Origin of the sequence: Pseudomonas juntendi (assembly GCF_009932375.1) — a bacterium.
In the GTDB taxonomy this organism is placed as follows: domain Bacteria; phylum Pseudomonadota; class Gammaproteobacteria; order Pseudomonadales; family Pseudomonadaceae; genus Aquipseudomonas; species Aquipseudomonas juntendi.
On sequence record NZ_BLJG01000097.1, the window covers coordinates 28822 to 52193 of the forward strand.

15 protein-coding genes and 1 pseudogene are annotated in these 23372 nt (G+C 62.1%); 9 read left to right on the plus strand and 7 right to left on the minus strand.

Annotated features, from left to right (window positions below; genetic code table 11):
- Window positions 1-25 precede the first annotated feature (25 nt).
- The 5 genes from GYA94_RS13885 to GYA94_RS13905 all read left to right on the plus strand — a co-directional run bounded on the left by GYA94_RS13885 (window position 26) and on the right by GYA94_RS13905 (window position 9575).
- A complete protein-coding gene (locus GYA94_RS13885; protein ID WP_161892511.1) occupies window positions 26-649 on the plus strand; it encodes a hypothetical protein in 624 nt (207 codons plus the stop codon).
- On the plus strand, window positions 600-2324 hold the full coding sequence (locus GYA94_RS13890) for a hypothetical protein (RefSeq protein ID WP_161892512.1): 1725 nt from the start codon (window positions 600-602) through the stop codon (window positions 2322-2324). The genes GYA94_RS13885 and GYA94_RS13890 overlap by 50 nt, the downstream gene beginning before the upstream one ends.
- Window positions 2325-2517: 193 nt before the next feature.
- Entirely contained in the window at window positions 2518-5208 is a 2691-nt protein-coding gene (locus GYA94_RS13895; RefSeq protein WP_146226865.1) for a hypothetical protein, read from the plus strand.
- Window positions 5208-5684: a hypothetical protein gene (locus tag GYA94_RS13900; RefSeq protein WP_161892513.1), complete on the plus strand. Its 477-nt coding sequence runs from the start codon at window positions 5208-5210 to the stop codon at window positions 5682-5684. The genes GYA94_RS13895 and GYA94_RS13900 overlap by 1 nt, the downstream gene beginning before the upstream one ends.
- A gap of 36 nt (window positions 5685-5720) precedes the next feature.
- Entirely contained in the window at window positions 5721-9575 is a 3855-nt protein-coding gene (locus tag GYA94_RS13905; RefSeq protein WP_161892514.1) for an RHS repeat domain-containing protein, read from the plus strand.
- Between the two features lie 20 nt (window positions 9576-9595).
- On the opposite strand, the gene GYA94_RS13910 is transcribed toward GYA94_RS13905, so the two are convergent.
- The 6 genes from GYA94_RS13910 to GYA94_RS13935 form a co-directional block, all read right to left on the minus strand.
- Complete coding sequence (locus GYA94_RS13910; protein ID WP_161892515.1) at window positions 9596-10696, minus strand: fimbrial protein; 1101 nt, start codon at window positions 10694-10696, stop codon at window positions 9596-9598.
- A gap of 53 nt (window positions 10697-10749) precedes the next feature.
- Window positions 10750-13236, minus strand: a complete 2487-nt coding sequence (locus GYA94_RS13915) for a fimbria/pilus outer membrane usher protein (protein WP_161892516.1) — start codon at window positions 13234-13236, stop codon at window positions 10750-10752.
- A 31-nt stretch (window positions 13237-13267) separates the two neighbouring features.
- Entirely contained in the window at window positions 13268-14011 is a 744-nt protein-coding gene (locus GYA94_RS13920) for a fimbrial biogenesis chaperone (RefSeq protein ID WP_110679734.1), read from the minus strand.
- 69 nt (window positions 14012-14080) lie between these two features.
- Window positions 14081-14623 (minus strand): fimbrial protein, encoded by a 543-nt coding sequence (locus GYA94_RS13925; RefSeq protein ID WP_110679738.1) that lies wholly within the window; start codon window positions 14621-14623, stop codon window positions 14081-14083.
- Between the two features lie 235 nt (window positions 14624-14858).
- Window positions 14859-15263 carry a PA2817 family protein gene (locus GYA94_RS13930; RefSeq protein ID WP_110679739.1) on the minus strand — a complete coding sequence of 135 codons (405 nt, stop codon included), beginning with the start codon at window positions 15261-15263 and terminating at the stop codon, window positions 14859-14861.
- Window positions 15264-15355: 92 nt separating this feature from the next.
- Window positions 15356-17803: an acyl-CoA dehydrogenase gene (locus GYA94_RS13935; RefSeq protein ID WP_110679735.1), complete on the minus strand. Its 2448-nt coding sequence runs from the start codon at window positions 17801-17803 to the stop codon at window positions 15356-15358.
- A 286-nt stretch (window positions 17804-18089) separates the two neighbouring features.
- Here GYA94_RS13935 and GYA94_RS13940 point away from each other — a divergent pair, with 286 nt between their 5' ends.
- The 3 genes from GYA94_RS13940 to GYA94_RS13950 all read left to right on the plus strand — a co-directional run bounded on the left by GYA94_RS13940 (window position 18090) and on the right by GYA94_RS13950 (window position 20568).
- The gene (locus tag GYA94_RS13940) at window positions 18090-18713 is read left to right on the plus strand and encodes a glutathione S-transferase (RefSeq protein ID WP_110679737.1); all 624 of its coding nucleotides are present in this window, start codon (window positions 18090-18092) and stop codon (window positions 18711-18713) included.
- Between the two features lie 146 nt (window positions 18714-18859).
- On the plus strand, window positions 18860-19792 hold the full coding sequence (locus GYA94_RS13945; protein ID WP_009681882.1) for an ABC transporter ATP-binding protein: 933 nt from the start codon (window positions 18860-18862) through the stop codon (window positions 19790-19792).
- Window positions 19789-20568, plus strand: coding sequence for an ABC transporter permease (locus GYA94_RS13950; RefSeq protein WP_009681883.1), 780 nt, complete (start codon window positions 19789-19791; stop codon window positions 20566-20568). Before GYA94_RS13945 ends, GYA94_RS13950 begins: the two co-directional genes overlap by 4 nt.
- Before the next feature lie 9 nt (window positions 20569-20577).
- Here the strand turns inward: GYA94_RS13950 and GYA94_RS13955 are convergent.
- A pseudogene (locus GYA94_RS13955) lies at window positions 20578-21084 on the minus strand (DUF2062 domain-containing protein); the annotation flags it as partial.
- Window positions 21085-21226: 142 nt separating this feature from the next.
- Between GYA94_RS13955 and GYA94_RS13960 the strand changes: the two are divergent.
- Window positions 21227-23372: DNA internalization-related competence protein ComEC/Rec2 (locus GYA94_RS13960; RefSeq protein ID WP_161892517.1), on the plus strand; the 2146-nt coding region annotated here is incomplete at its 3' end.

The following is a 23372-nucleotide window of genomic DNA, read 5'->3' on the forward strand; positions in this document are numbered from 1 at the left end:
ATAACCAAGTAAGAGGACTATCTGCATGTCCGTACATACCGTAGAGGCAATATTAGAGTGGATGGGCCGTTATCCAGACTTGGCCAAGTGGGATTTCGTCCATGCCCTGGACGTCCGGGGGCTCAACGATTCGATGCACCAGGGGTATCTGTTGCGTTGGCGCGAAGGGAATGCCATCGACGAGATCAACGGCCAGTTCGACATCGAACATACCGATCTCTCATACAACTTGAATGATGTGCGCCTGGCGGCTCCACAGTTGGACCTGAGCATCGTTTCCGAAGCACGGCCAGTGGCGCGTGTGACGCTGCAGGTGGAAGGCACCGTGGTCATGCTGCAGCGCCTGCGCGGTATCCGTCAATTGGCCCATTACGATGCGCTGGACAGCCTGCGTTTGAGATCCGACCATACTTTGGTCGCTGCTGACGGCAGGCTTCAGCTCGACCTACCGAGCGGTGACGACTTTTTCATAGAAGGAATGGGCTCTTCGGTCGACGGTACGCTGGGGGGGGGTGTTTTTCCAGCGCCATTTCGCCCAGCTGAGCGATGCACAGCGTTACTTCCTGCTGGCCGGCATCCGCCCCTTGCCGGACAAGCCGTTGCGTGCTGGCAAGAATATGGTCGCCAGGCTGCAGCGCAGCGACGATGAGCAGCGCATGGCGCTCGTGCTGTGGTCGACGCTCGATAGTGGAGCCAACGGTGAGCTGCCGGGTGCCCCGTTACCTTTCCTGCTACCGGATGAGTTCGCCGGCCCGCAGCAGGTGACCAGTCTGTTATCGCTGGCCACTCTGCAACGTGTGGCGTTTGCCGAGGCCATTTTGGGGCTGATTCCTGATGGCAATTTCTCCTGGACGAGAGGCGAGGGTGGCAAGCTCGAGGGGCTTTCGGCGCGTGCAGGCCGGCTACATGTCCCTGGCAGTGACTACAGCTCGCAAGCGTTTGTCTTTCAGCTCGACGGTTTCGATCTAGAGGCCCAAACCCTACGAGCGACATTTTCGGCGCCGGCGAGCGAGCAGGCCTGGCGCCAGTCGTTCTCGTTGTCATTGAAATACCGCCCGCGCGAAAGCTCGTCCTGGAGCAGCCTGTCGCTGACAGGCTCGGTGACGCTGGCTCACCGTTTCGTATTGGGGCTGGCAAGTGATTCAGCCTTCATGACCGAGGGCAAACTGCAGACTTCGGCCATTGGTACACCGGTGGTCCAGCTCACCGGTGGGCTGCCGCCCGACCTGCCCATGGAGGCGCGCGCACAAATTGAAGAGGCGGTGGCGTATTCGATCCACAAGGCCTTCTACAACGCGTTGGCCCCCCACCTGACGGCGCATATCGGCGAGCAGTTACTGCAGGACTTCACAGTGGGTGAGGCCAGCCAACCGGTGCCCCAGCGGGTTGAGTCAGCGATCAACCCGGCGGTGTTCGGTAGCTTGCGGGCACAGGGCTCAACGCTACGGATTGTCGATGCACCGCTGGTGCTCAAGGCCAGAGATGTACATACCTTTACGGTCGAGCCCGCTGACGCCACGCTGCATTGGCGGTTGACCGGGTTGCCCGGCGGTTCGGGGGAGTGGGGGCGTATCGATGCCGACACTGGCACCTATACCGCGCCAAGCCTCAATGCCATGGGCGGTCTCGCCACACGCATCATGGTCACCGCGACCGATAGGGTTACCCAGCAGACGAGCGACGTCCTGGTTACCGTGTTGCCCCAAGGGATCAGCGTCAATCCCTTGATCAGGGTGCTGCAGCCAGGGGATGGAGTGCAGTTGAGCGCGGCATCGAACGGCGGCGGCAACCTGGCTTGGTCTATCGAGGACGCAGGGCCAGGAGCAGGCCACCTCGAACCGACCCCCGATGGAGCCTTCTGCACCTACACCGCAGGTAGCCCCGATCCCAAAAAGGCGTGGGTGATCGACGAAATCGTCGTGAGCGATGGGCGGGGAGTAAGCCGCAAGGTACACATGCTGGTGGAGCAGCGCCAGCCGCTGCTCGACATCGCCCTCGGCCCGCTGCAACCGGACGGCCGTGTGCAACTGGAGGCGCGTTTCAACGGCACCCTGCTGGATGAAGTGACGTGGCACCTGCCGCTAGGTGGCCCTGGCTCTATCGATAAGCAGGGCATGTACGCGGGCGATCCGTTGGCCGTCGAGCATTACGTCCTGGTCGCCGCCAGCTATCAGCAACCCGAGTACGGCACCTTTGAGGGCTACTCGATTCTGCCACTACCGCTTTCGGCCCACTCGGCACTGCTGTCGCAGCTCGTCTGGCACGAGGCAAACGTCACAGGCAGCAATGATCCGCAAATGACACGAGGCCATCGACATGCTTAGTAATTCACGTAACGACATTATCGCTCGGCTGCAAGGTCCGAGTACCCGCGGCTGGGGGGCGGTCTCGGTGTTCAGCCGCGCTCGGCTCAATCGGGCGCTGGAGCAGCAGTACTTGAGCCGTTTGGAAACGCTTACCTTCTTGCCGCCCTGCTCACTCGAATTCCAGGCAGCGGACAAGCGCATCGCCTTGGTCATGATCGAGTTCGGCACCCCGAGGCTGTCCTTCGAAACGGCCTCGCTCGATGATTCTCAGGCCAGCTTGACCATGAACATCATTGGCGGTGAGGTGCTCGAATACTGTGGTACTGGGGAGCTACTGGCCCGGTATGAGCTGTCCGAAAGCATGGGCTACACCCTGGAGATGGCCATCGAGTTGACCCAGGTGCAAGGTATCGTCGACCAACGCGGGCGCGTGGTGCTCGATCTGTCCCAAGGTACCCGCCTTGCCAGCAATCTGTACGAAGGGGAGCTCGCCGAGGCGTTGAACCCCCGGCTCGCTAGCTGGTTCGCCGGGTTACCTCGGCAACGCACCCTGTTCGACCTGGGCATCATCGACCTTCAAGGGGTGAGCCCGCTGACACCGGATCATTTCATCATTCGTACCCAGGCCGCGCCCGGGGCGCAACTGCTGGGTGCGAACAACTATGGGGCTGGGGCGGTGCTGGTGTTCATCAAGCTGCTAGGCAACGATGCAGATGGACTCGAGCCTGACCGCGACTTCCCCTACCTCATACCTGACGATGACGATGGTGAACGGTATTCCGCGTCGCTGCTGGTCCAGCGGGAGATGCTCGAGCATGTCACCGGCGACCGTCTCGATGTACTCAGCAGCCTGTTGTTTCCTGGTGGTCAGGTGTTCCAGGAGGTCGACCGGGCTTCACCCAGGGATCTGATCGTGTTTGGCGACATCGCGCCACACCGTAGTCTGTTGACCTTATCCCCGGCGACTCGAACGCTACAGGCCGGGGAGACGGTTCAGTTCACCTTGCATGATGCCGATGGCGCGTCGCTACAAGCGACGCGCTGGACGGCGATGAGCCTGCGCAGTCACCAGCGCAAGGCGGATGGCATGTTCGTGAGTGGCCGCCCGGGCTTGTACCAGGCCGCCGACGTAGAGGCCATTGGCCACAACTGCCTGACCGTGGTGATCACTGCCGAGCACGAGCAAGGCGGGGTTCTACGCACCGCCAGCGCCCGGTTGCTGGTGCAGCACCAGCCGGTCGCCTTCGCGCCTGCACTGTACAAGACCGTTGGTGGCCTGGAGCCGGTGATGTTGAACGCCTCGCGTACCGATGAGCGTGCCTTGTCCTGGCGCTTGCTGGAGCCTGCATTGGGCACCTTGGTGCCAGAGGCACGGCAAGCGAAATTCGAACCTGCTGCGGGCATAACCCACGACGTGGCGTTGCAACAGATCGCTGTCGACGCCGAAGGCAAGCAGCGCCTCGGCGTGGTGCTCAACAACAGCTATCAGCCGGCCCGCATCACTTCCAGCGAACAAGGCGCGATCAAGCCAGGCCAGCAACGCACGTTCATGCACGGCGATGCCACTTGGTTGCCCAGCGCCGAACGTCGTTGGCGCGCACTGGGCAATGGCGTACTCGATGCTCAGGGCCAGTACACCGCGCCCGCCGGCTTGCTCGCGGCCACGGATGTGGTAGCGCTGGCGTTTGTTCAGAATGGTGTGAGCTACCCTGGTGGGCACGCGGTGGTGACGGTCTCGAGCCTGGAACCGGAAAAGAGCTGGACAGATCTGACGATGTTTCAGGTAACGCTCAGTGGCGGTGTAGGGAGCACGCATGAGGGACGCGCATTCGCCAACGGTTACCACCAGTTGCAGGTAGACATCAAGGTGAAGCCGGTTCAGCCGGTTTCTGGAGACGAGGTCTACTGGCTCAGCCCTACGGAAATCGCCAGCATCCGCTTGCGCGATCGCCGGTCGGGGATAGACATCGACCTGTTGGATGAGAAGGTCGAAGGCATCGAGAGCGGCTCTACGTCTCTGTACGCAACGCGCACCACGCCCAATCGGTTCCGTATCTCCCAAGGCGGGCAGGGTCATACGCGTTTGGCCGACGCGGACGAGGGGGTTACCTTCAAAACGCTCTATTTGCACGCACGCTACGAGAACGCCCCGAGTGCCGAGTTCAACTTGGTTCTGGATAAGGATGGGGGCGGCGAGTTTGTTTCGACAGACAAGGCCCTTGATAACGTCTCGTTCACATTCAGGTATATACCACGCCCTATTTTCAAAGAGGAGCATTACAGCATGACGCGTTGGCGCGTCGAGGGCGGGTCAGCGGCCCCGGGCGACCCGGAAGAGGACAATTTCGACTTTCATCTGCGGACCCAGGATTACTTTCGTCTGGAGTACGCTCAGGGTAGTTTCGAGACATGCAAGTTCTATTGGCTCGCTGACTACGCCAAAGATTCAGTGGTAACACCGCCCTGCTCGCTGCTGACCTGGGAAAGCCGCTACAACAACGAGGTGATGGCCAGCTATACCGGCTGGATTTTCCGCGACCGCCTGGAAAAAAAGGAAGGCAGTGGCCCGCCGCCACTTGAAATAAAGTATGACAGCCGCCTGGGACCTTATGTGGAAAAAGTGATTTGGGACTTCGATCAGACGGTAAACCTGACTGGTTTCAAGGACGGCACGTTGGTAATCGTCAACTTCAGGCATGACGACTTTGCATTCAATGCGCAAGCCCTGTCTGTCGTCAATAAAGATCTAGGCGTCGAGTTGGTAGACCAGGACGGCAATGCCCACTATCTGCGTCTGTCTTACGGGCAGCCCACTCAGGTTGGGCGGCGCAATCAGGTGGAATTCAAAGTCGAGCCACCTCCGCAGAGCGTGATGCGGGCCACTTCGAGAGGAACGGTATAATGAAACTTCGTACAAGCTGCATGTTGGCGATATTGGGGCTGCTGACACTCGATACAGCGTTTGCCGGCAATATCGAATTCGCCGAAAAGTGGGACAGCGCCAATGGCCCCGGCGGGGATCGGTGTTCAATTAACGTCGAAGTAACTCAATACGAACAAATCTTTGACTTCAAAGATGCTAGTACTAATACCTGCAAGAATGATCAGATGACTTTCTTCAAGCTTAACAACGTGCCGTCATCGGCCGAGATCGGCTTGTACTCAGAGGCTAAATGTAGAGAGACAAACACACCGGATTGGTATTTCAAATTAAAGACGTATAAAGACCCTGTGTCTACGGCGTGGATAGAAATTCCTGGTTTGGAACATGTGCCTCCGAGTGGAATTGTCAAGGCGGGTTTGCGTCGCATGAGCTATGTTCATAATCAAGGAAAAATCAAAGGGAAATTGTCTTGTGTGTCAATCCATCTCTATTGACTGGTCGCACGCACAACCCTTTCTGGAGATACCAACATGACCGATTCCACTGCCGTTCATTCGAACGCCTTCAACTTCATGAGTTACCTCGCTTCCGGTGTCGACCCACGCACCGGCCAATATACATTCTCGGTAAACTTGCCCGGGCTCAATTGCAATTTCCTGCAGGGGCCGCTGTTCGAGTTCCCGTTGTTCTACAGTCCGCTCAATACCGTCGATTCGGGGTTCGGCAAGGGTTGGACGTTGCGGCTTTCGCAATTCAACCCCGCCACGGACGTCGTCTCGCTGGCCACCGGTGAAAGCTACAAGGTCACTGGCAAACCCGCCGGCAAACCCTGGGTGATGAAAGAGCAGAAACTCGAAACGTTCCATTTCTACGCGCACGGCAACGGAGGCTATCGTATCGTGCACAAATCGGGCGCTGTCGAAGTGCTCAAGCCGCAAGGCGCCCGCAACCTTGCCGTGCCCGTGGAAATCTACAATGCGCAAGGCCATGGCATACGCCTGTACTACGAGGACTTTGGTGGCTTCCCGCGGTTGGCATCGGTCACCCAGGACGATGGCGAGGTGGTGTTGCAGATCAAGCGAGAAGGGAATGCGCTGTCCGCCACGACTTTTCCCAACCTGGAAGACGCACAGGCCCGCACGGCATTCACGTTGCTTCTGGGCGGCGATGGGCAAGTGGAACGGCTCATACTGCCGACCGAGGAACAAGCTTCCTGGCGCTTGCGCTACGAAACCGTGCGCGACCTGCTGTGCATCGTCGAGGTGCAGACCCCGACGGGCGCCCTTGAAGTGTTGCGCTACGAAGACGAAGGCCATTTGTTTCCCGGCAATGCCCGCACCTCGCTCCCTCGGGTCACGCACCATTTGGTCCACCCCGGATTCGAGCAACCCACGATCGAGAAGCGCTACGGCTACGAACTCGACCCTGGCCGACCTGACAAGCACAATTTCCTCGGTAACGGGCTGCCTGTGACCTGGCAGGACGATGGCTTGGACAACCTGTTCCGCTATGTCGGCACCTATGCATACGGGTCGGTGGAAACCTGGTATGTCGCCGATGAGCAAGGCGTGGCCCAGCCCGTGCGCACCATTACCCGCGCGTTCGATCAGTTCCACCTGCAAACCAGTACACAGACCGTCCAGAACGACAGTGTTCAACGCTCGAGTACGGTGTACAACGTGCAGCTCGACAGTGACGGCAACATGATCGAGTTCGCCCAGCAACCGGCCAATGTGCAGTTGCCCACCCGGAGTACCGAGGCCTGGTGGCGCCATTCACAATCGGCTGTGCGCCGTGAACAGAGCGTCCTGACACGGTATGACGGGTTCGGCAACCTGCTGGAGCAGGTCGATGCCACTGGGGTGAAGACGCTGCAGCAGTGGTATGACGCGTCGGATCAGGACGGGCATGACGCCGACCCTGAAGGGTTCGCCCGAGACCTCAAGCAGAAGACCGTGGTGCCGGCCGAAAACGGTGTGGGGGCGGCCAGCGTCCTGGTAAGCCGTTACCGTTATGCGACGCTGGCGGCATTGGGCAATGATGGCGACGCGGGCGTGGAGCTTGCGCCGTGGTATGCACTCGACAGCGAGACCCTGGTGGAAATGTTGCCGGCCGACACTGAACGGCAGTGGCAGGAAATGACCTACGAGTACGAGACCGACCCCGCCGAACGCTGGACATACGCTCGACCGCGGCGCAAGGTTCAGCGCATGGAAGGTGGCGACCTCACCACGCGGTATGCGTATAGCCAGCAACCCTACACTGCTGGCCAGACCGCGCTGCTGGGCAATACCGTGCTCCAGGTCCAGGAAACCCTGACCGGTTCGCTGGAGGGCGACGATCAGCACTCGCCTACCCGAACCATCATGTCCCAGCATTCGGTAGTGCTTGACGAGCCTTTGCTGACGCGCGACGACAACGATGTCGAAATACGCTACGAATACGACGCCTTGCACCGGGTCACCTGCGAGACTGTCGCGCCCGACCGGCCCGAGCAAGCCAGTCGGCGTTACCAGTACCAGCTCTGTGCCGCTGCCGGCGAGCAGGCCAGCCAAGTAAGCTTTGACGTCAAGTCGGTGGTCACCCGCAGCGAGTTCGACGGTTTGAACCGGGTGATCGCTGAACTGCGTGAGGACGTCGATGCGCTCATTGATGGCAGTGGTGACCTGCATCCGACCTATCGCGCTGCCTTCAACGCGCTGGGAGAACAAATAGCGGAAGAAGACATCGACTGGGTAGACGGCAAGTTGTTGGAATTGCGCACCACATACCGTCATGACGACTGGGGGCAACGATGCTGCACGGTTGGGCCAGACCGGGTGCACCATTATGCCTATACCGACCCGGTTGGGGTCGCTGAGCACGACGGGGTGGTCACTCGGGCCTGGGACGAGGTCGAGGCGGTGGCTTCGGACGGAACCCGTCAGTGGCTCAAGTCCGGCGTGACGGTCACCTGGCTGAACCTTTTCGACAAAGAGGTACGCACCGAACGGCAAGACATCGAGGGCAACACGATCAGTATCCAGGAAGACAGCTACGATGGGTTGGGGCGCCACACCCGCGAGGTCATCGACACACGGGTCAACCAGTACCATTATGATGTCTTCGACCGCTTGCTCGAGCATAAGCTGCCGTATGATCACATTGTCGTCCGTACTTATGCCTCGCACAGTGCCGACGACCTGCCAACCTCCATAGCGATCAATGGCAAGACACTGGGCGAACAGAGCTTCGATGGCCTGGGGCGGATGAGCACCTCCACCACTGGCGGCCGACTGCAAACCTACACGTACAACGGCAGCCAACTGCGTCCGCAAACCGTGACCATGCCCAGCGGCGATTTGGTGGAATACGACTACCTGCCAACGCTTGTCGATGAGCCCGTCAGCAGGATTATCGCTCCGGCGGGAACCGATCGAGCAGGGCAGGCGAACGCGCAGGACATCTACGACTACGATCGCCAGAATGGACGGCTGTTGAGTTGCGTCGCGGGGGACCAGACAGTCGTGCGCAGCTATTACAGTACCGGGCAAGTGAAGGACGAAACACGGACTTACACTGCGCCAGCCGCGAACGGCGATGATCAGACCTTCACCATGAAGTACGGCTATAGCGTCAAGGAGCGCCTGACGAGTTATCAGGACGTTCTCGGCGGCGTGCAGACCTATCGCTATGATGAGAGCGGCCGCTTGTCCCGGACGACCCTGGGCTCCACCACGGCGGACTTCACCTACGACGCATTCGGACGCACCCATTCCATCACGACAAAAGACGGCGACCAGCAGTTGGTGACGACCTTGATGTATGACGAGTTCGATCGAGAGGTCTTACGTACGTTCGACTTCGGCGGTGGCCTGACGCAGAGCTTGACGCAGGTGTACAACGACATCGATAACTTGGTGCAACGTACGTTGTGCGAAGGCAGCACGGTACTGCGCGATGAGTTCTTTACCTACGACCTTCGTAACCGTTTGACGGTGTACCAGTGCAAGGGTGAGGGGGGGCAGCCTGCATTGCAGGCCCCCGAGGACCCATGGGGCAATGTGATCGCGCAGCAGGCATTCATGCTCGATGAGTTGGACAACATTACCATGGTGACCACCACCGATGCCGAAGGCCAGATCCACAGGACCCTGTACAATTTCGAAAACCCGTTGGATCCGGCACAGCTGACCGGTCTGGCCCATTACCCTGCAGATCGGTCGGTGCTGCCACCTGTGTCGTTCACCTACGATGCCAATGGCAATATGACGTGCGACGAGGCAGGCCGCACGCTGACCTATGATGGCCTGAACCGTCTGCGTGAAGTCGTCGATGGCCAGGCCAATCACCAGTACCACTACGATGCTCAGGACGTGCTGACGGGCACCTCTGGGCCGGCTTGAACCTATCGCGGTGTGGCACGCTAGCGGTAGCGCAGGGTGAAGTTCAGCGCGCCGCTGGCAGCGCCAGGGATAACGGTGTCCTCGGTCTGGAACAGATGGGCACCCAAGTCCAGGCGCATGTCGCCCGAGCTGAGCGGCAGCATGTCGTGCTCGACTTCCAGGGGGAAGGGCGAGCTGTCGTTCTTGACCACCTGGATGCCGACGCCGTCGGCGTCCGCGCCAGCGCCCATGCTGAAAACGCCGGGGTGGCGCGGGTCTGCCAGCGAGCCGTTGGTCGGGTCCAATTGCAGAGTCACCCGGCTATTGCCGCCAGGGTCGGCAACGCAACCTGTCAAGGCGATCGTGAAGGGTACGGTCGTGGTGCGCGACCCTGGTCCGGTGAAGTCGCTTTTCTGCCATTCCCCAAGCACCACGGGGTTCGGGCTCACTGCGTCGCCGACGATACTGCACTCGGCCTGGACGATGGTGGCCGATACCAGGAACTTGAACGCTTCACCGAAGTTATTGAAATCGAGGACGGCATTGAACATTTGCTTGGCGGCGATCCGGTGGGGGCCGGGTGCAATATCACCGGTTTTGACGAAGGTGATCTGTGTGTAAAGGAGGCCCAGTATTGTTCCGACAAGGCCGTTGTCGGTATCTCTGTAAGCGACGTAAGGCACACGCGTGTCACCGTTCTCTGGAATGAAGCTACTGGATATAACGCCGTCAAGCGGCCTCTTGACCCGGATGCGCACACCTATGCCGTCAATCCCGGTTTCGAGAATGTGTCCATCTGAGGGTTCACCGCCGATCGGTGGCAACGGGTGTGGGACAATGGGCACGCTCGCGTTGAGGTGCAAGCGCATGTAGGCGCCGTCGCCAAAATGAAAGCATGTAAGCCTTGCGCCGTCGGTCCTTTCCCAGGTTTCAGGGTCGAGTTGGCCGATGACCGTACCGACCGGGGCGTCGCGCGGCACGTGCAAGGTTCCCAGGTCACGGTGATAGGTCATGGGAATAGGCCCGGGAAGCGCCACGGTACAAAAGGAGGAATCTGCGCTTGGCGCTGCTTGGCCGTGCGGCAGGAATCCGAGCGTACAGATCAACGTGGTGATAGCGAGGGTATTGCGGGGGCTGAACATTGGATATCCTTGTCTGGCGGTCAACCCGTGGGCGACCGACCAAGGCTGGTGAGTCAGTTGCAGGTTAGGGTTTGCTGTCGGTACCCGTCCGAAATGGGCAGGCCAGCAGGGTTCAGTTGCACCTGGCAGCGTGGTTGGTCGTCTTCGCCCCAGTGCGCGGTCAGGGTGTGCTCACCCTCATCCAGGGCCAGCAATAGCTGCCCGCCCTGGCCGACCATGCCTACTACCTCTCCCGAGTGGTCGAGCAGTTGTGCGCCGAAGGGCAGCACGTGGCCGTCGGCGTTGTGCAGGGTCAGCACCATGCGGTTGATGCGGCGGGCCTCGAAGCGGTGCCTGACCACCGCTCCGCGCCGTGGCACAAGCTGGGCTGTGGCATTTTCGATGGTCACATCCGCCCCGAGTTGGTCGGTATCCAGTACCAAGGCATTAGGCTTGTAGGGGCGCAGGTGAGGAATCAGCGCGTAGCCGTTGGCGTCGGTACGGGCTGCGCCACCCTGGCGTATGCCGACGTCGGCGATCCCTGGCACCTGTACCAGGCCCATGGTGTCTCCCAGGTAGGGGCCGAAAGCCAGGCCGTCTTCATGCAGCAGCACGGCGCCGCTGGCATTTACCGATACGTTACGGTACCGCTCGCTAAGCACGCCTCCTGCACCGAGGCTGGCGTGCGGTGTTTGGTATGCCAAGGCCAGTGAAAGGGTGTCATTGCGCTGCTGATCACGCTGAACGCTGGCGTTATAGCCTAGCTCCGGTCCCGCTTGGCCGCTGAGTGAGGTGCGCAGGCTACTGCCACTGGCGCTGTACGACACGTCGGTCGACAGCCGGTGGGTGGCGCCGAACTCCAAGGGCATCGACAGGCTCAGGCCGATTTGGCGGTCACTGTGTGAGCCGGCGCTGGCCAGGGATTGCGAAGCATACAGGTTGTAGTTGAGCGAGCCATGATAGCCGCTGAAATTGAACTGGAACTGACGTTGTACGTCCTGGCGCTGCCAGTAGTTTTGCTGCGACAGGTTCAGGCTGATCGAGTGCCCTTTGCCGATTTTCTGGTAAACCGAGGCCTCGAGGCGGCTGCGACGACTGCCGAGAAAGCTGCGTTCATTGCTGCCTTGCCGGACCCATTCGTCGAAGTCCCGATACCCTTGGGTGGAATAGCGGTAACCGGCGAAGCGCAGGTGTGTGTCGGCGCCGAAGCTCTTGCTGTAACGCATCGAATAGCTCTGGCCCTGCAGGTCGCGGTGCGGCGCTGGCAGCTCGCTGCTGGCGTGGGTCACATCCAGTGAAAGCCCCCCCAGCTCGCCCAGGTCGCGCGCCACGCCCAGCGCGACTGCGCGATACCCGGTGCTGGACATCATCCCGCCGTACACCGACGAGCGCCAAGGTGTGCCCATGGCCAGGCCGGCCTGCCAGAATACCGGGGTATCGAACTTGTCGGGCGGGTTGTAGCGCCCCACTGCGGCGCTGTAGTTCCAGACCCCAGGCCGTAGAAGGTTGCCGATGCTGGCATAGGGTTGCTGAAAGCGGCGCACCTGCCCATCAGCTTCGGTCAGCACCACCTCCAGTTCTCCAGTACCTCCTACGCTCAAGTCGTCGATGGCATAGGGGCCAGGGCTGACATAGGTGGAGTAGATCGGGTAACCGTTCTGCCAAATTTCCAGCTTGGCGCGGCTCTGGGCGACGCCGCGGATCACAGGGGCATAACTGCGCAGGGCATCCGGCAGCATGTCCTGGTCTGCGTTCGCGCGTACACCGAGCATGGGAATGCTTCGAAACACTTGGCTGTCGGTGAACGACTCGCCCAGGGTCACGGCTCCCCACGTCCCGGGCAGGTCGTGCTGGGCGAAGGTATTGGTCCTGTCCCAGTGTGCCCCGCTGCCGCTGTCTTGTCGCCAGGATTGCTGGCTGCGTAGGCGCCAGCCCTGCACGTTCAGACCGGTATTCAGGTACAGGTCCTGGCTGTACTGGCTACTCTGGTAGCCGTCGCTGCGTCGCGCCGAGGCCTGGTAATTGACGAATGCTGCGTTGATGCCACTGTCCCAACGCTGAGGGTCGACATAGCCTGCCACATCACGGCGCAAGGCGATTTGCGGTATGGACAGCGATAGCTGGAGCTTTTCGCTGTCGAAGTTCACTTGCGCGCCGGGCACTACGCCCGGCAGGTCCAGGCACTGGAGGCTGGTGGCCGTCGGATCCTCCAGTGCATCCAGGCGCAACCCCAGCTCACCCAGGAGCGCCGGGGGGAGGCAGGCTTCGAGCGTTTGCGTGCGGGCATCGTTTTCGAACGTCAGCAAGTGCTCACCGATGTCCTCTAGATTGACGATCAGCCTCACCCGGTAACGCCCCGGCGGTAGTTGCTGTTCATCGCTCAAGGCGCCGAGCGCCAGGGCGCTGGCGCCAGGTTGGCGGGGGTCCTGGCGAAGAAAACCGGCTTCGAAAGGTGCAGCGATGGCTCTGCCCGGTTGCACGAGCAGGGGCAGTAGACAGCTGAGCGCGAGCAGCGCTCGCCGCACCGACTCGCTGTCAGGACAGGTTGGTGATGGGTTCATGTGTTCCATTCCTGAAGGCGACTCGCTACGCTCAGATAGCGTCCTGCACGGGGAGGGTCAGAGGCGGGGTCAGGCCACCGTAATCGTTGATGAACGTAACGGTGACCTTCAGGCCACTCGTGCCGAGTTGGCGCGGTATTGCATAGCGTTGCGTCTCTAGCGGGCGCAGCATGTCGGCCTCACGCAGCGGGTGACGCTGGTCGGCAAGCTGCAGCTCGAACCGGCTGAACACGTAGTGATAAGGCGTGGGATTACGTACTTGCAGGTAGCGGCGGCCGCCCTCCTGCACGGTGGAGAACTCCAGCTTCTTCAGCTCGCGTGCCGGGTTCCCGGCGATGGCGGTGGGCCGGTAGAACAGCTTGATGCGTGTACGCAGGGCGATGCGTAGCGTATTGCGAGCAGCCGAGTCCGGGTCGGCTTGTGGGACTTCCTGCAGGTTGAAGAAGAACAGCGACTCGCGATCCTGGGGTAACTCATTGGGTAACCCATTGATCTGCACGGTCTGCTCTCGGCCGGGGTTCAGGCGAAACAGTGCAGGGGTGGTGACGAGCGGCACGCTGGTAGTGGTGTCGTCAGCCTCGGTGTTGACCCAAGCCTGTGCGGCATAAGGCTGCGCCGAGGGATTGGCGACAACTACCGAGGCACTGCGTTGATGAGCATCGTAGACGATGCGGGTGGTGCTGATGGTGAGCGCTGCCTGGGCACCGTTAGGCGCCAGGGCGAGCGGCAACAGACAAGCGCACAGCAAGCGCCTGCCTGACGTCAGAACATTCATGTCGAGACCGTTCGAGGTGAGGTTGTAGCGGAAAACTCCAGGTGCGCGGGCGGCACCTGGAGTGAATCGTCAGGGCAGTTCGACCGAGAAATTGACGCGGGCCTCTGCGAGGCCTTCGGTCACTACCGTTTCTGTCGATTGGTAAGCTGCATAGAACTGCATGTCAGTAGGTTGCGACGGAGAAATGTCGTACTCTTCCGACTCCATGTCGGGCTTGAGGATGTTGTGATTCTGATCCTTGATCAGTACGCCCAGGCCCGATGCTGTGCCGTCGCCCCGGCGCAGCCCGTAGAGCTCGTCGCCACCCACTACGCCATGCAAAGCTTCAAAAGTGACCTTGGCTTTGGTGCTGGGCGTACAAGTCGCGTCGGGCGTAATGCGCAGTGCGAAAGCCTTTTCCGGTGAAGTGGTACCCACTACCGGGAAGTGCTTGGGCAGGAAGTTGCCCATGGAAACGGAAGGCAGGACGCCCATGCCCGGCTCTACCACCTCGATTGGGCAGGTGCCGCCAGCGTAGATGTAACCCGTGAAGTCGATGCGGCCGGTTTCCGTCGCCGCTGAAACGGTTGTACTCGCCAGTGCGAGGGCCAGCGGGAAAAGCAGTCTTTTCATCGTGATGTCCATAATAAAGTTCAGGTGGCTGCGTGAGCTCCGCAGGTTCCGGATCGCGAGTGAGCAGTGCACTTCCGGAACTCGAACAGTTTATGGACGGGCGAATAGGGCGAATGTAGGAAGACCGCGAATAACGGTAAGTAATGGGACAAGAGCGCGTAGGAAATAATGCTCTATTCGCGAAGGGCAGTTTCCCGGGGACGCTTCAACACAGTGTCACCGGGGAAACGTGGCATCAGTGGGGTAGGTCGGGCGAACCAAGCGTACGTTTCTGCAGGTTCCAGTCGAAGGGTTCGCCTCTGCGTTCAGCTTCGTAGCGCAGTTCTTCCAGGCGCTGATAGAGATCGAGTTCTTCGTCGGGCATGTAATGCAGGCAATCGCCGCCGAAGAACCATAGCAGGTCGCGGGGCACCAAGTGTGCGATCTGCGGGTACCGCTGGATCACCTGGCAGATCAGGTCCTGGCCCAGGTACTGGCTTTCCAGCGGGTCTTGCGGCAGCAGGGTCAGCAGTTCGTCGAAGCGTTCGAGGAACAGAGCGTGGCTTTCCTCTGGTACCTGCTCGGCTTCACTCAAAGCCACCAGGATGGTGCGCAGGTGGTTCAGCAGTTGCAGGTGGTATTCCAGATTGGGGGTGGCCATGGGGCGGTCCTCGGTGTCGTTGAAACGGTCGCGGAGTATACGCCAGATCATGTCTTTTGGAGACAGTGCGGCCCGCCATGGGCCGCTCCGGTCTAGCGGACCTTGCCGGGCTCGGGCAACAACTGCTCCTTGTCGAAGGCGTCCACGTCGATCACAGCCCGCCGTGCTGCCTCGGCTGCCAGCAACCGTTGCCCCTCGGTCGACTGCAGCACACCCGCCGCCACGGCGGCCTCTATGGTCGATTGCCCGGGCGCGGGCCGCACTCGGCCATCTTTGAGCGCCTGGTGCACGTCTTTTTGCAGGGGGGCCGCTTCACCCAGCAAGTCACAGGCCCGTTGCAGGGCCGCTACCGGGTCTCCCTCAGCCTGGGGCCTGAAGCAGCCGGCCAGCAGTTCTTCCAGCGCTGGGTCGCCTTTATGACGGCCGATCAGTGCAGCCACCTCGGCGTCCAGTTCATCGCTCGGCCCGGTGTGACGGCGCCCGAATGGGAAAACCAGCACGCGCAGGGCGCAGCCGACGAAGCGGTTCGGGAAGTTGTCGAGCAGGCTATCCAGGGCCTTTTCCGCTTGGCCCAAGCTCTCTTCCATGGCCCAACGCAACAGCGGCCGCATATGCTCGGGTGAGCCAAGGTCGTGGTAGCGCTTCAGGGCGGCACTGGACAGGTAAAGATGGCTGAGCACATCCCCCAGGCGCGCACTCAAACGTTCGCGCCGCTTCAGCGCGCCGCCGAGCAGCATCATGGAGAGGTCCGCGAGCATCGCGAACGCGGCAGCCTGGCGGTTCAGTGCATGGAAATACCCTTGGCTCAAGGCATCGCCCGGCACCTTCTCAAAACGACCCAGGCCGATGCCGTGGATGAACGTACTGGCCGCATTGCCGGCGGCGAACATGATGTGCTGCATCAACAGGTCGTCGAACTCGCGCAGTGCCTGGTCGTGGTCCTGGCGGCCGGCCAGGGCCATTTCCTTGAGCACGAACGGGTGGCAACGGATGGCGCCCTGGCCGAAGATCATCAGGTTGCGCGAGAGAATGTTGGCGCCCTCGACGGTGATGAAGATCGGCGCCCCCTGCCAGTTCCGGCCCAGGTAGTTGTTCGGGCCCATGATGATGCCCTTGCCGCCGTGCACGTCCATGGCATGCTGGATGCATTCACGGCCGCGCTCGGTGAGGTGGTACTTGAGAATCGCCGACAGCACCGAGGGCTTTTCGCCCAGGTCCACGGCCTTGGCGGTGAGCAGGCGGGCGCTGTCCATCAGCCAGGCGTTGCCGCCGATGCGTGCCAGGGATTCCTGGATGCCTTCGAAGGCCGCCAGCGGCACATTGAACTGCTCGCGGATAGTGGCGTACTGGCCGGTAACCAGGCTGGTGTACTTGGCCGCACCCGTGCCGACGGCGGGCAGGGAAATCGAGCGGCCCACCGACAGGCAGTTCATCAGCATCATCCAGCCCTTGCCGAGCATGGCCTGGCCACCGATCAGGAAGCTCAGCGGCACGAACACGTCCTTGCCGCTGTTGGGGCCGTTCATGAAGGCAGCGCCCAGCGGCAGGTGGCGCTTGCCGATTTCGACGCCGGGGGTGTCGGTGGGGATCAGGGCCAGGCTGATGCCCAGTTCTTCCTGCTCGCCCAGCAAATGGTCCGGGTCGTAGGCCTTGAAGGCCAGGCCCAGCAGGGTCGCGACCGGGCCGAGGGTGATATAGCGCTTTTCCCAGTTCAGGCGCAGGCCGAGGACTTCTTCGCCTTGCCATTGGCCTTTGCAGATGACACCAGTGTCGGGCATGGCGCCAGCGTCGGAGCCGGCCAATGGGCCGGTGAGGGCGAAGCAGGGGATTTCTTCGCCACGGGCCAGGCGCGGCAGGTAGTGGTTACGTTGCTCATCGGTGCCGTAGTGCAGCAGCAACTCAGCGGGCCCCAGGGAGTTGGGCACCATCACGGTCGAGGCCAGGTCGCCGCTGCGGGTGGCCAGCTTCATCGCCACCTGGGAGTGGGCATAGGCGGAGAAACCTTTACCGCCATATTCCTTGGGGATGATCAGGGCAAAGAAACCGTTCGACTTGATATGCGCCCACGCTTCGGGCGGCAGGTCGAGGTCCTGGCCGATCTGCCAGTCGCTGACCATGGCGCACAGCTCTTCTGTCGGTCCATCGATGAAGGCCTGTTCTTCCTCGGTCAGCTTCGGTGCCGGGTAGGCGAGCAGGGTGCGCCAGTCGGGGCGGCCACTGAACAGCTCGCCGTCCCACCAGACGGTGCCTGCGTCGATCGCTTCGCGCTCGGTTTGCGACATGGGCGGCAGGGTGCGCTGGAACCAGTTGAATACCCGGCCGGTGAACACCTTGCGGCGCCAGTCGGGCAGCGCCACCACGGCCACCTTGAACGCCAGCACGATCCAGATCAGCGCCAGCAGCCAGCCGGGGGCGCTGCTGAAAATGCTCATCAGCAGGACGTAGGCCGCCACGATGCCGAGAATCTGCAGGGGCGCCAGGCGCCGGTGCGTGAGGTATGCCGCGCCGATCACCAGCACTACCAACCATAACAGCAACATAATCGGTCCTCCTTGGAACCAGGGGAGCTTGAACCGTCCCAGACAGCTTAGACGTAACGCCGTGAACGGCAGGGTCAGAACAGTGACAGGGTGTGGCGGTGGGAGTTTCAGGATATTTTCAGCCTGTGCCGGCCTCTTCGCGGGCACGCCCGCTCCCACAGGGGTATCACAGGGTTCGAGACGGGTGAGACGCCTGTGGGAGCGGGCGCGCCCGCGAAGAGGCCGGTACAGGCGAGAAAACTCTGGAGTAGACTGTGCAGCCCTCCACATTCATAAGGACGTTGCCATGCTGAAGATCTGGGGCCGCAAGAATTCGAGCAATGTGCGCAAGGCGCTGTGGATTGCCCACGAACTGGGCCTGGACTTCGCGTCCATCGACGCCGGCGGCGCTTTCGGCGTGGTCAACGAGCCGCACTACCGCGCGCGCAACCCCAATGGCCTGGTGCCCCTGCTGGAGGACGGCGACCTGGTCCTGTGGGAGTCCAACGCCATCGTCCGCTACCTGTGCGCCGAGTACGGCGCCGAGCAAGGCTGGTACCTGGAAGACCCGCGCCAGCGCGCCCTGGCCGACAAGTGGATGGACTGGACCACATCAGCCTTGGCAACCCCCTTCCGCCCGCTGTTCTGGGGCCTGCTGCGTACCCCGGAAGACCAGCGCGACTGGGTGGCGATCAACGCTGCGCACAAGCGCTGTGCCGAGCTGCTGGCGATGGCCGATGCTGCCCTGGCCCAGCAGCCGTATCTTTCCGGTGACCAGATCGGCATGGGCGACATCCCACTGGGGTGCTTCGCCTACGCCTGGTTCGAGCTGCCCATCGAGCGCCCGGCCATGCGGCATCTGGAAGCGTGGTACGCACGCCTCAAGGCACGCCCGGCCTACCAGGCTGCGGTGATGACGGCGCTGACCTGAATCGAACACCACGGCTGTTTCGATAGTCACTATCAATACACATGACTGTACTTGTGCGGCCAGGCCTTGCACCATTGGCCGCACTCACTGCGCCAGTGACGTTATCTGGCGTGTCCTGCACCTTATTCTTCGGTAAGTGACCCGCTATGAGTTCTGCCCTGTCCATCCGACAGCTCACCAAAACCTACGGCAACGGCTTCCAGGCCCTCAAGGGCATCGACCTGGACGTTGCCGAAGGTGACTTCTTCGCCTTGCTCGGCCCCAACGGCGCCGGCAAGTCCACCACCATCGGCATCCTGTCCACGCTGGTGAACAAGACCAGCGGCACGGTCAACGTATTCGGCCATGACCTGGACCGCGAGCCCGCCGCGCTAAAGCGCTGCCTGGGCGTGGTGCCGCAGGAATTCAACTTCAACCAGTTCGAGAAAACCTTCGATATCGTGGTGACCCAGGCCGGCTACTACGGTATCCCGCCCAAACTGGCCAAGGAGCGCGCCGAGCAATACCTGACCCAGCTGGGCCTGTGGGACAAGCGCGACGTGCAGTCGCGTTCGTTGTCTGGTGGCATGAAGCGCCGCCTGATGATTGCCCGCGCGCTGATTCACGAACCGCGCCTGCTGATCCTGGACGAACCTACCGCCGGGGTGGACATCGAGCTGCGCCGGTCGATGTGGAGCTTTCTCACCGAGCTGAACCAGAAGGGCATCACCATCATCCTCACCACCCATTACCTGGAAGAGGCTGAGCAGCTGTGCCGTAACATCGGCATCATCGACCACGGCACCATCGTCGAGAACACCAGCATGCGCCAGTTGCTGGGCAAGCTGCATGTCGAAACCTTCGTCCTCGACCTCAAGCAGGACCTGGCCACGGCGCCGGTGTTGCAAGGCTACCCTTGCCGGCTGCTGACCCCGCACACGCTGGAAGTGCAGGTGGACAAGGACATCGGCATTACCGCGCTGTTCGGCCAGCTGGCCCTGCAGAACATCGAAGTGCAAAGCCTGCGCAACAAGACCAACCGACTCGAGGAGCTGTTCGTGTCCCTGGTGGAAAAAAACCTGTCGAAGGTGGCCGTATGAGTGTGGAACTGCGTACCAACTGGGTCGCCCTGAACACCATCGTCTACCGTGAAGTGCGGCGTTTTCTGCGCATCTGGCCGCAGACCCTGCTGCCGCCCGCGATCACCATGGTCCTGTACTTCGTGATTTTCGGTAACCTGATCGGCCGGCAGATCGGTGACATGGGTGGTTTCACCTACATGCAGTACATAGTGCCCGGGCTGATCATGATGTCGGTGATCACCAACTCTTATGGCAACGTGGTGTCGAGCTTCTTCGGCAGCAAGTTCCAGCGCTCGATCGAAGAACTGATGGTGTCGCCGGTATCGCCGCACATCATTCTCGTCGGCTATGTGCTGGGCGGCGTGTTGCGTGGCCTGGCGGTGGGGGTGATCGTGACCATCCTGTCGATGTTCTTCACCGACCTGCAGGTGCACCACCTGGGCGTGACCGTGGCCGTGGTGCTGTTGACCGCGACCATTTTCTCGCTGCTGGGCTTCGTCAACGCGGTGTTCGCGCGCAACTTCGATGACATTTCGATCATCCCGACCTTCGTGCTGACGCCACTGACTTACCTGGGCGGGGTGTTCTATTCGATCAACCTGCTGCCGCCGTTCTGGCAGACCGTGTCGCTGGCCAACCCGGTGCTGCACATGGTCAACTCGTTCCGCTACGGCATCCTAGGGGTGTCGGATATCAGCATCGGCACGGCGATCACCTTCATGCTGGTGGCCACCGCGGTGCTCTACCTGCTGTGTGTGCGCCTGCTGGTCAGCGGCCGCGGCATGCGCGCCTGAGGCCTTGCACCGGCATTGGCGCCGCCGCCACTGCCGGCCCACCCACCAGCGCCAGTACAGCATGGTGCCGAAGTAGCCAAGGATGCCCAGCACCACGCCGCACACCACCGAGCCGAGCAGGAAGGGTTGCCACAGCGTCGACAGCTGGTCGGTGATCCACTCGAAGGTCAGTTCGTCAGGCAATGTGCGCGGTGGTACCTGCATCAGCCAGGCGCCGGTCATGTAGGTGACGAAGAACACCGGCGGCATCGTCAGTGGGTTGGTCAACCACACCAGGCTGACCGCGATCGGCAGATTGCCGCGTACCGGAATGGCCAGCGCGGCGGCCAGCAGCATCTGCGCCGGCATCGGGATCAGTGCCGCGAACAGGCCAACGCCCATGGCCCGTGCCACCGAATGGCGGTTCAGGTGCCAGAGGTTCGGGTCGTGCAGCAACTTGCCGAAAAAGCGTAAGGACTTGTGTTCCCGAATACTGGTCGGGTCCGGCATGTAGCGTTTGAAAAGTCGGCGCGGCATGTAGGCTCCCGGAGCGTTGACCCGGGCAGTATGCCCTTATTCCCGCTCAGCCTCGTTCAGAGTTTGTGACAATTGTTGAGCAAGCCGTGCCGGCAATTGGGCTATGCCTCAGAAGGTGATTTCGCTTCTGGAGCTCTACCTCATGCGCACAGGGATGTTGGCGCTTGCGCTCGGGCTGCTGTGCCTGGGCTTTCTTCCTGCATTGCCACCGGACGGGTGGTTGTGGGTGCTGGCGGCTTGCGCTGGCGTCTGCCTGTTCACCCGCGGGTGGCCATTGGGCTGTTTTCTGTTGGGGCTGTGCTGGGCCAGCTGGTCTGCCCAGCAGGCCCTGGATGACCGGCTGGCGGCCGCTTTGGATGGCCGCACCTTGTGGCTGGAGGGGCGGGTGGTCGGCTTGCCGGCGCGCACGGCGCACGGTGTGCGTTTCGAGCTGGAGGCCGCCCGTTCGCGCCGTGCCGAACTGCCACAACGCCTGCAAGTCAGCTGGTTCGACGGGCCGCCGGTACGGGCCGGCGAGCAGTGGCGGCTGGCGGTGACCTTGCAGCGCCCGGCCGGGTTGTTGAACCCGCATGGGCCGGACCGTGAAGCGCAGCTGTTGGCCCGGCGGGTCGGCGCTACCGGTACGGTGAAGGCGGGGCAGCTGCTGGCGCCGGCCAGCTATGGGTGGCGGGACTCGCTGCGCCAGCGCTTGCTGGCGGTCGATGCCAACGGCCGGCAGGCCGCGCTGGTGGCCCTGGTGCTCGGCGACGGGGCCGGCCTGGCGCGGGAAGATTGGCAGACGTTGCAGGCCACCGGCACGGTGCACTTGTTGGTCATTTCCGGCCAGCACATTGGCCTGGTCGCCGGTTTGCTCTATGGCCTGGTCGCCGGGTTGGCCCGCTGGGGGCTGTGGCCCGCACGGCTGCCATGGCTGCCCTCGGCGTGCGCGCTGGCCATGGGTGCGGCACTGGCCTACGGCTGGCTGGCCGGCGCGGGGGTGCCGGTGCAGCGTGCCTGCCTGATGCTGGCCGTGGTGTTGCTCTGGCGGCTGCGTTTTCGGCACCTGGGGGCGTTCCTGCCACTGTTGCTGGCGCTGGTGGCCGTGTTGCTGGTCGAGCCGCTGGCGGCGCTGCTTCCGGGCTTCTGGCTGTCGTTCGGCGCCGTGGCCACGCTGGTGTTTTGCTTCAGTGCCCGCCTGGGGGCATGGCGGCCATGGCAGGCCTGGACGCGGGCGCAGTGGGTGATTGCCATCGGTTTGTTGCCGGTGCTGCTGGCCGTGGGCTTGCCGGTGAGCCTGAGTGCGCCGCTGGCCAACCTGGTGGCGGTGCCATGGGTGAGCCTGGCGGTACTGCCGTTGGCCTTGCTGGGCACCTTGCTGTTGCCGTTGGGTGAGGCTGGGGAGGCCTTTTTGTGGCTGGCAGGTGGCTTGCTGGACGTGCTGTTTCGGGTGCTGGCGCTGGTTGCGCAGCAACGCCCGGCATGGGTGCCGCCAGCCCTGCCGCTATGGGCCTGGCTGCTGGTCTGCCTGGGGGCTTTGCTGGTGCTGCTGCCCCGTGGTGTGCCGCTGCGAGGGTTGGGCGGGGTGATGCTGTTGGCCCTCTGGGTGCCGCGCGAGCCGGTGCCTTTCGGGCAGGTGGAGGTCTGGCAACTGGACGTCGGCCAAGGCTTGGCGGTGCTGTTGTGCACCCGGCATCACAATCTGCTCTATGACGCCGGGCCGGCGAGGGGCGACTACGACTTGGGGGAGCGGGTGGTGTTGCCGACCTTGCGCAAGTTGGGGGTGAGTCACCTGGACGTGATGCTGATCAGCCATGCCCACGCTGATCATGCCGGCGGTGCTGGGGCGATACAGCGGGGTTTGCCGGTCGAGCGGGTTATCGGTGGGGAAGCGCTGGATGATGTTCAGTTGCAACCCTGTGCCAGTGGCGAGCAATGGGAATGGGATGGCGTGGGTTTTTCGCTGTGGCGCTGGGCGGATGGGCGCAGCAGTAATGACCGCTCCTGTGTGTTGCTGGTCGAGGCGCAGGGCGAGCGGTTGTTGCTGGCCGGCGACATGGAGGCAGGGGCGGAGCGTGCCTGGCTGGCGGCGACCGAAGCGCCACGCATCGACTGGCTGCAGTCGCCGCACCATGGCAGCCGCAGTTCTTCCAGCGAGGCCTTCATGCGTGCCACGGCGCCGCGTGGGGTGCTGATATCGCGGGGGCGCAACAATAGTTTTGGGCACCCGCATGCGCAGGTGGTGGAGCGGTACAGGCGGCATGGGGTGGTGGTGCATGACACGCCGGCAGAGGGGGCTTTGCGGTTGGTGC

What these genes read in the sequence shown, in the direction of transcription:
- GYA94_RS13945 (WP_009681882.1), top strand. Translation starts at nt 18,860, where the DNA reads ATGAGTTCTGCCCTGTCCATCCGACAGCTCACCAAAACCTACGGCAAC.
- GYA94_RS13885 (WP_161892511.1), top strand. Translation starts at nt 26, where the DNA reads ATGTCCGTACATACCGTAGAGGCAATATTAGAGTGGATGGGCCGTTAT.
- GYA94_RS13940 (WP_110679737.1), top strand. Translation starts at nt 18,090, where the DNA reads ATGCTGAAGATCTGGGGCCGCAAGAATTCGAGCAATGTGCGCAAGGCG.
- GYA94_RS13935 (WP_110679735.1), bottom strand. Translation starts at nt 17,803, where the DNA reads ATGTTGCTGTTATGGTTGGTAGTGCTGGTGATCGGCGCGGCATACCTC.
- GYA94_RS13920 (WP_110679734.1), bottom strand. Translation starts at nt 14,011, where the DNA reads ATGAATGTTCTGACGTCAGGCAGGCGCTTGCTGTGCGCTTGTCTGTTG.
- GYA94_RS13895 (WP_146226865.1), top strand. Translation starts at nt 2,518, where the DNA reads ATGATCGAGTTCGGCACCCCGAGGCTGTCCTTCGAAACGGCCTCGCTC.
- GYA94_RS13925 (WP_110679738.1), bottom strand. Translation starts at nt 14,623, where the DNA reads ATGAAAAGACTGCTTTTCCCGCTGGCCCTCGCACTGGCGAGTACAACC.
- GYA94_RS13930 (WP_110679739.1), bottom strand. Translation starts at nt 15,263, where the DNA reads ATGGCCACCCCCAATCTGGAATACCACCTGCAACTGCTGAACCACCTG.
- GYA94_RS13950 (WP_009681883.1), top strand. Translation starts at nt 19,789, where the DNA reads ATGAGTGTGGAACTGCGTACCAACTGGGTCGCCCTGAACACCATCGTC.
- GYA94_RS13905 (WP_161892514.1), top strand. Translation starts at nt 5,721, where the DNA reads ATGACCGATTCCACTGCCGTTCATTCGAACGCCTTCAACTTCATGAGT.
- GYA94_RS13900 (WP_161892513.1), top strand. Translation starts at nt 5,208, where the DNA reads ATGAAACTTCGTACAAGCTGCATGTTGGCGATATTGGGGCTGCTGACA.
- GYA94_RS13910 (WP_161892515.1), bottom strand. Translation starts at nt 10,696, where the DNA reads ATGTTCAGCCCCCGCAATACCCTCGCTATCACCACGTTGATCTGTACG.
- GYA94_RS13915 (WP_161892516.1), bottom strand. Translation starts at nt 13,236, where the DNA reads ATGAACCCATCACCAACCTGTCCTGACAGCGAGTCGGTGCGGCGAGCG.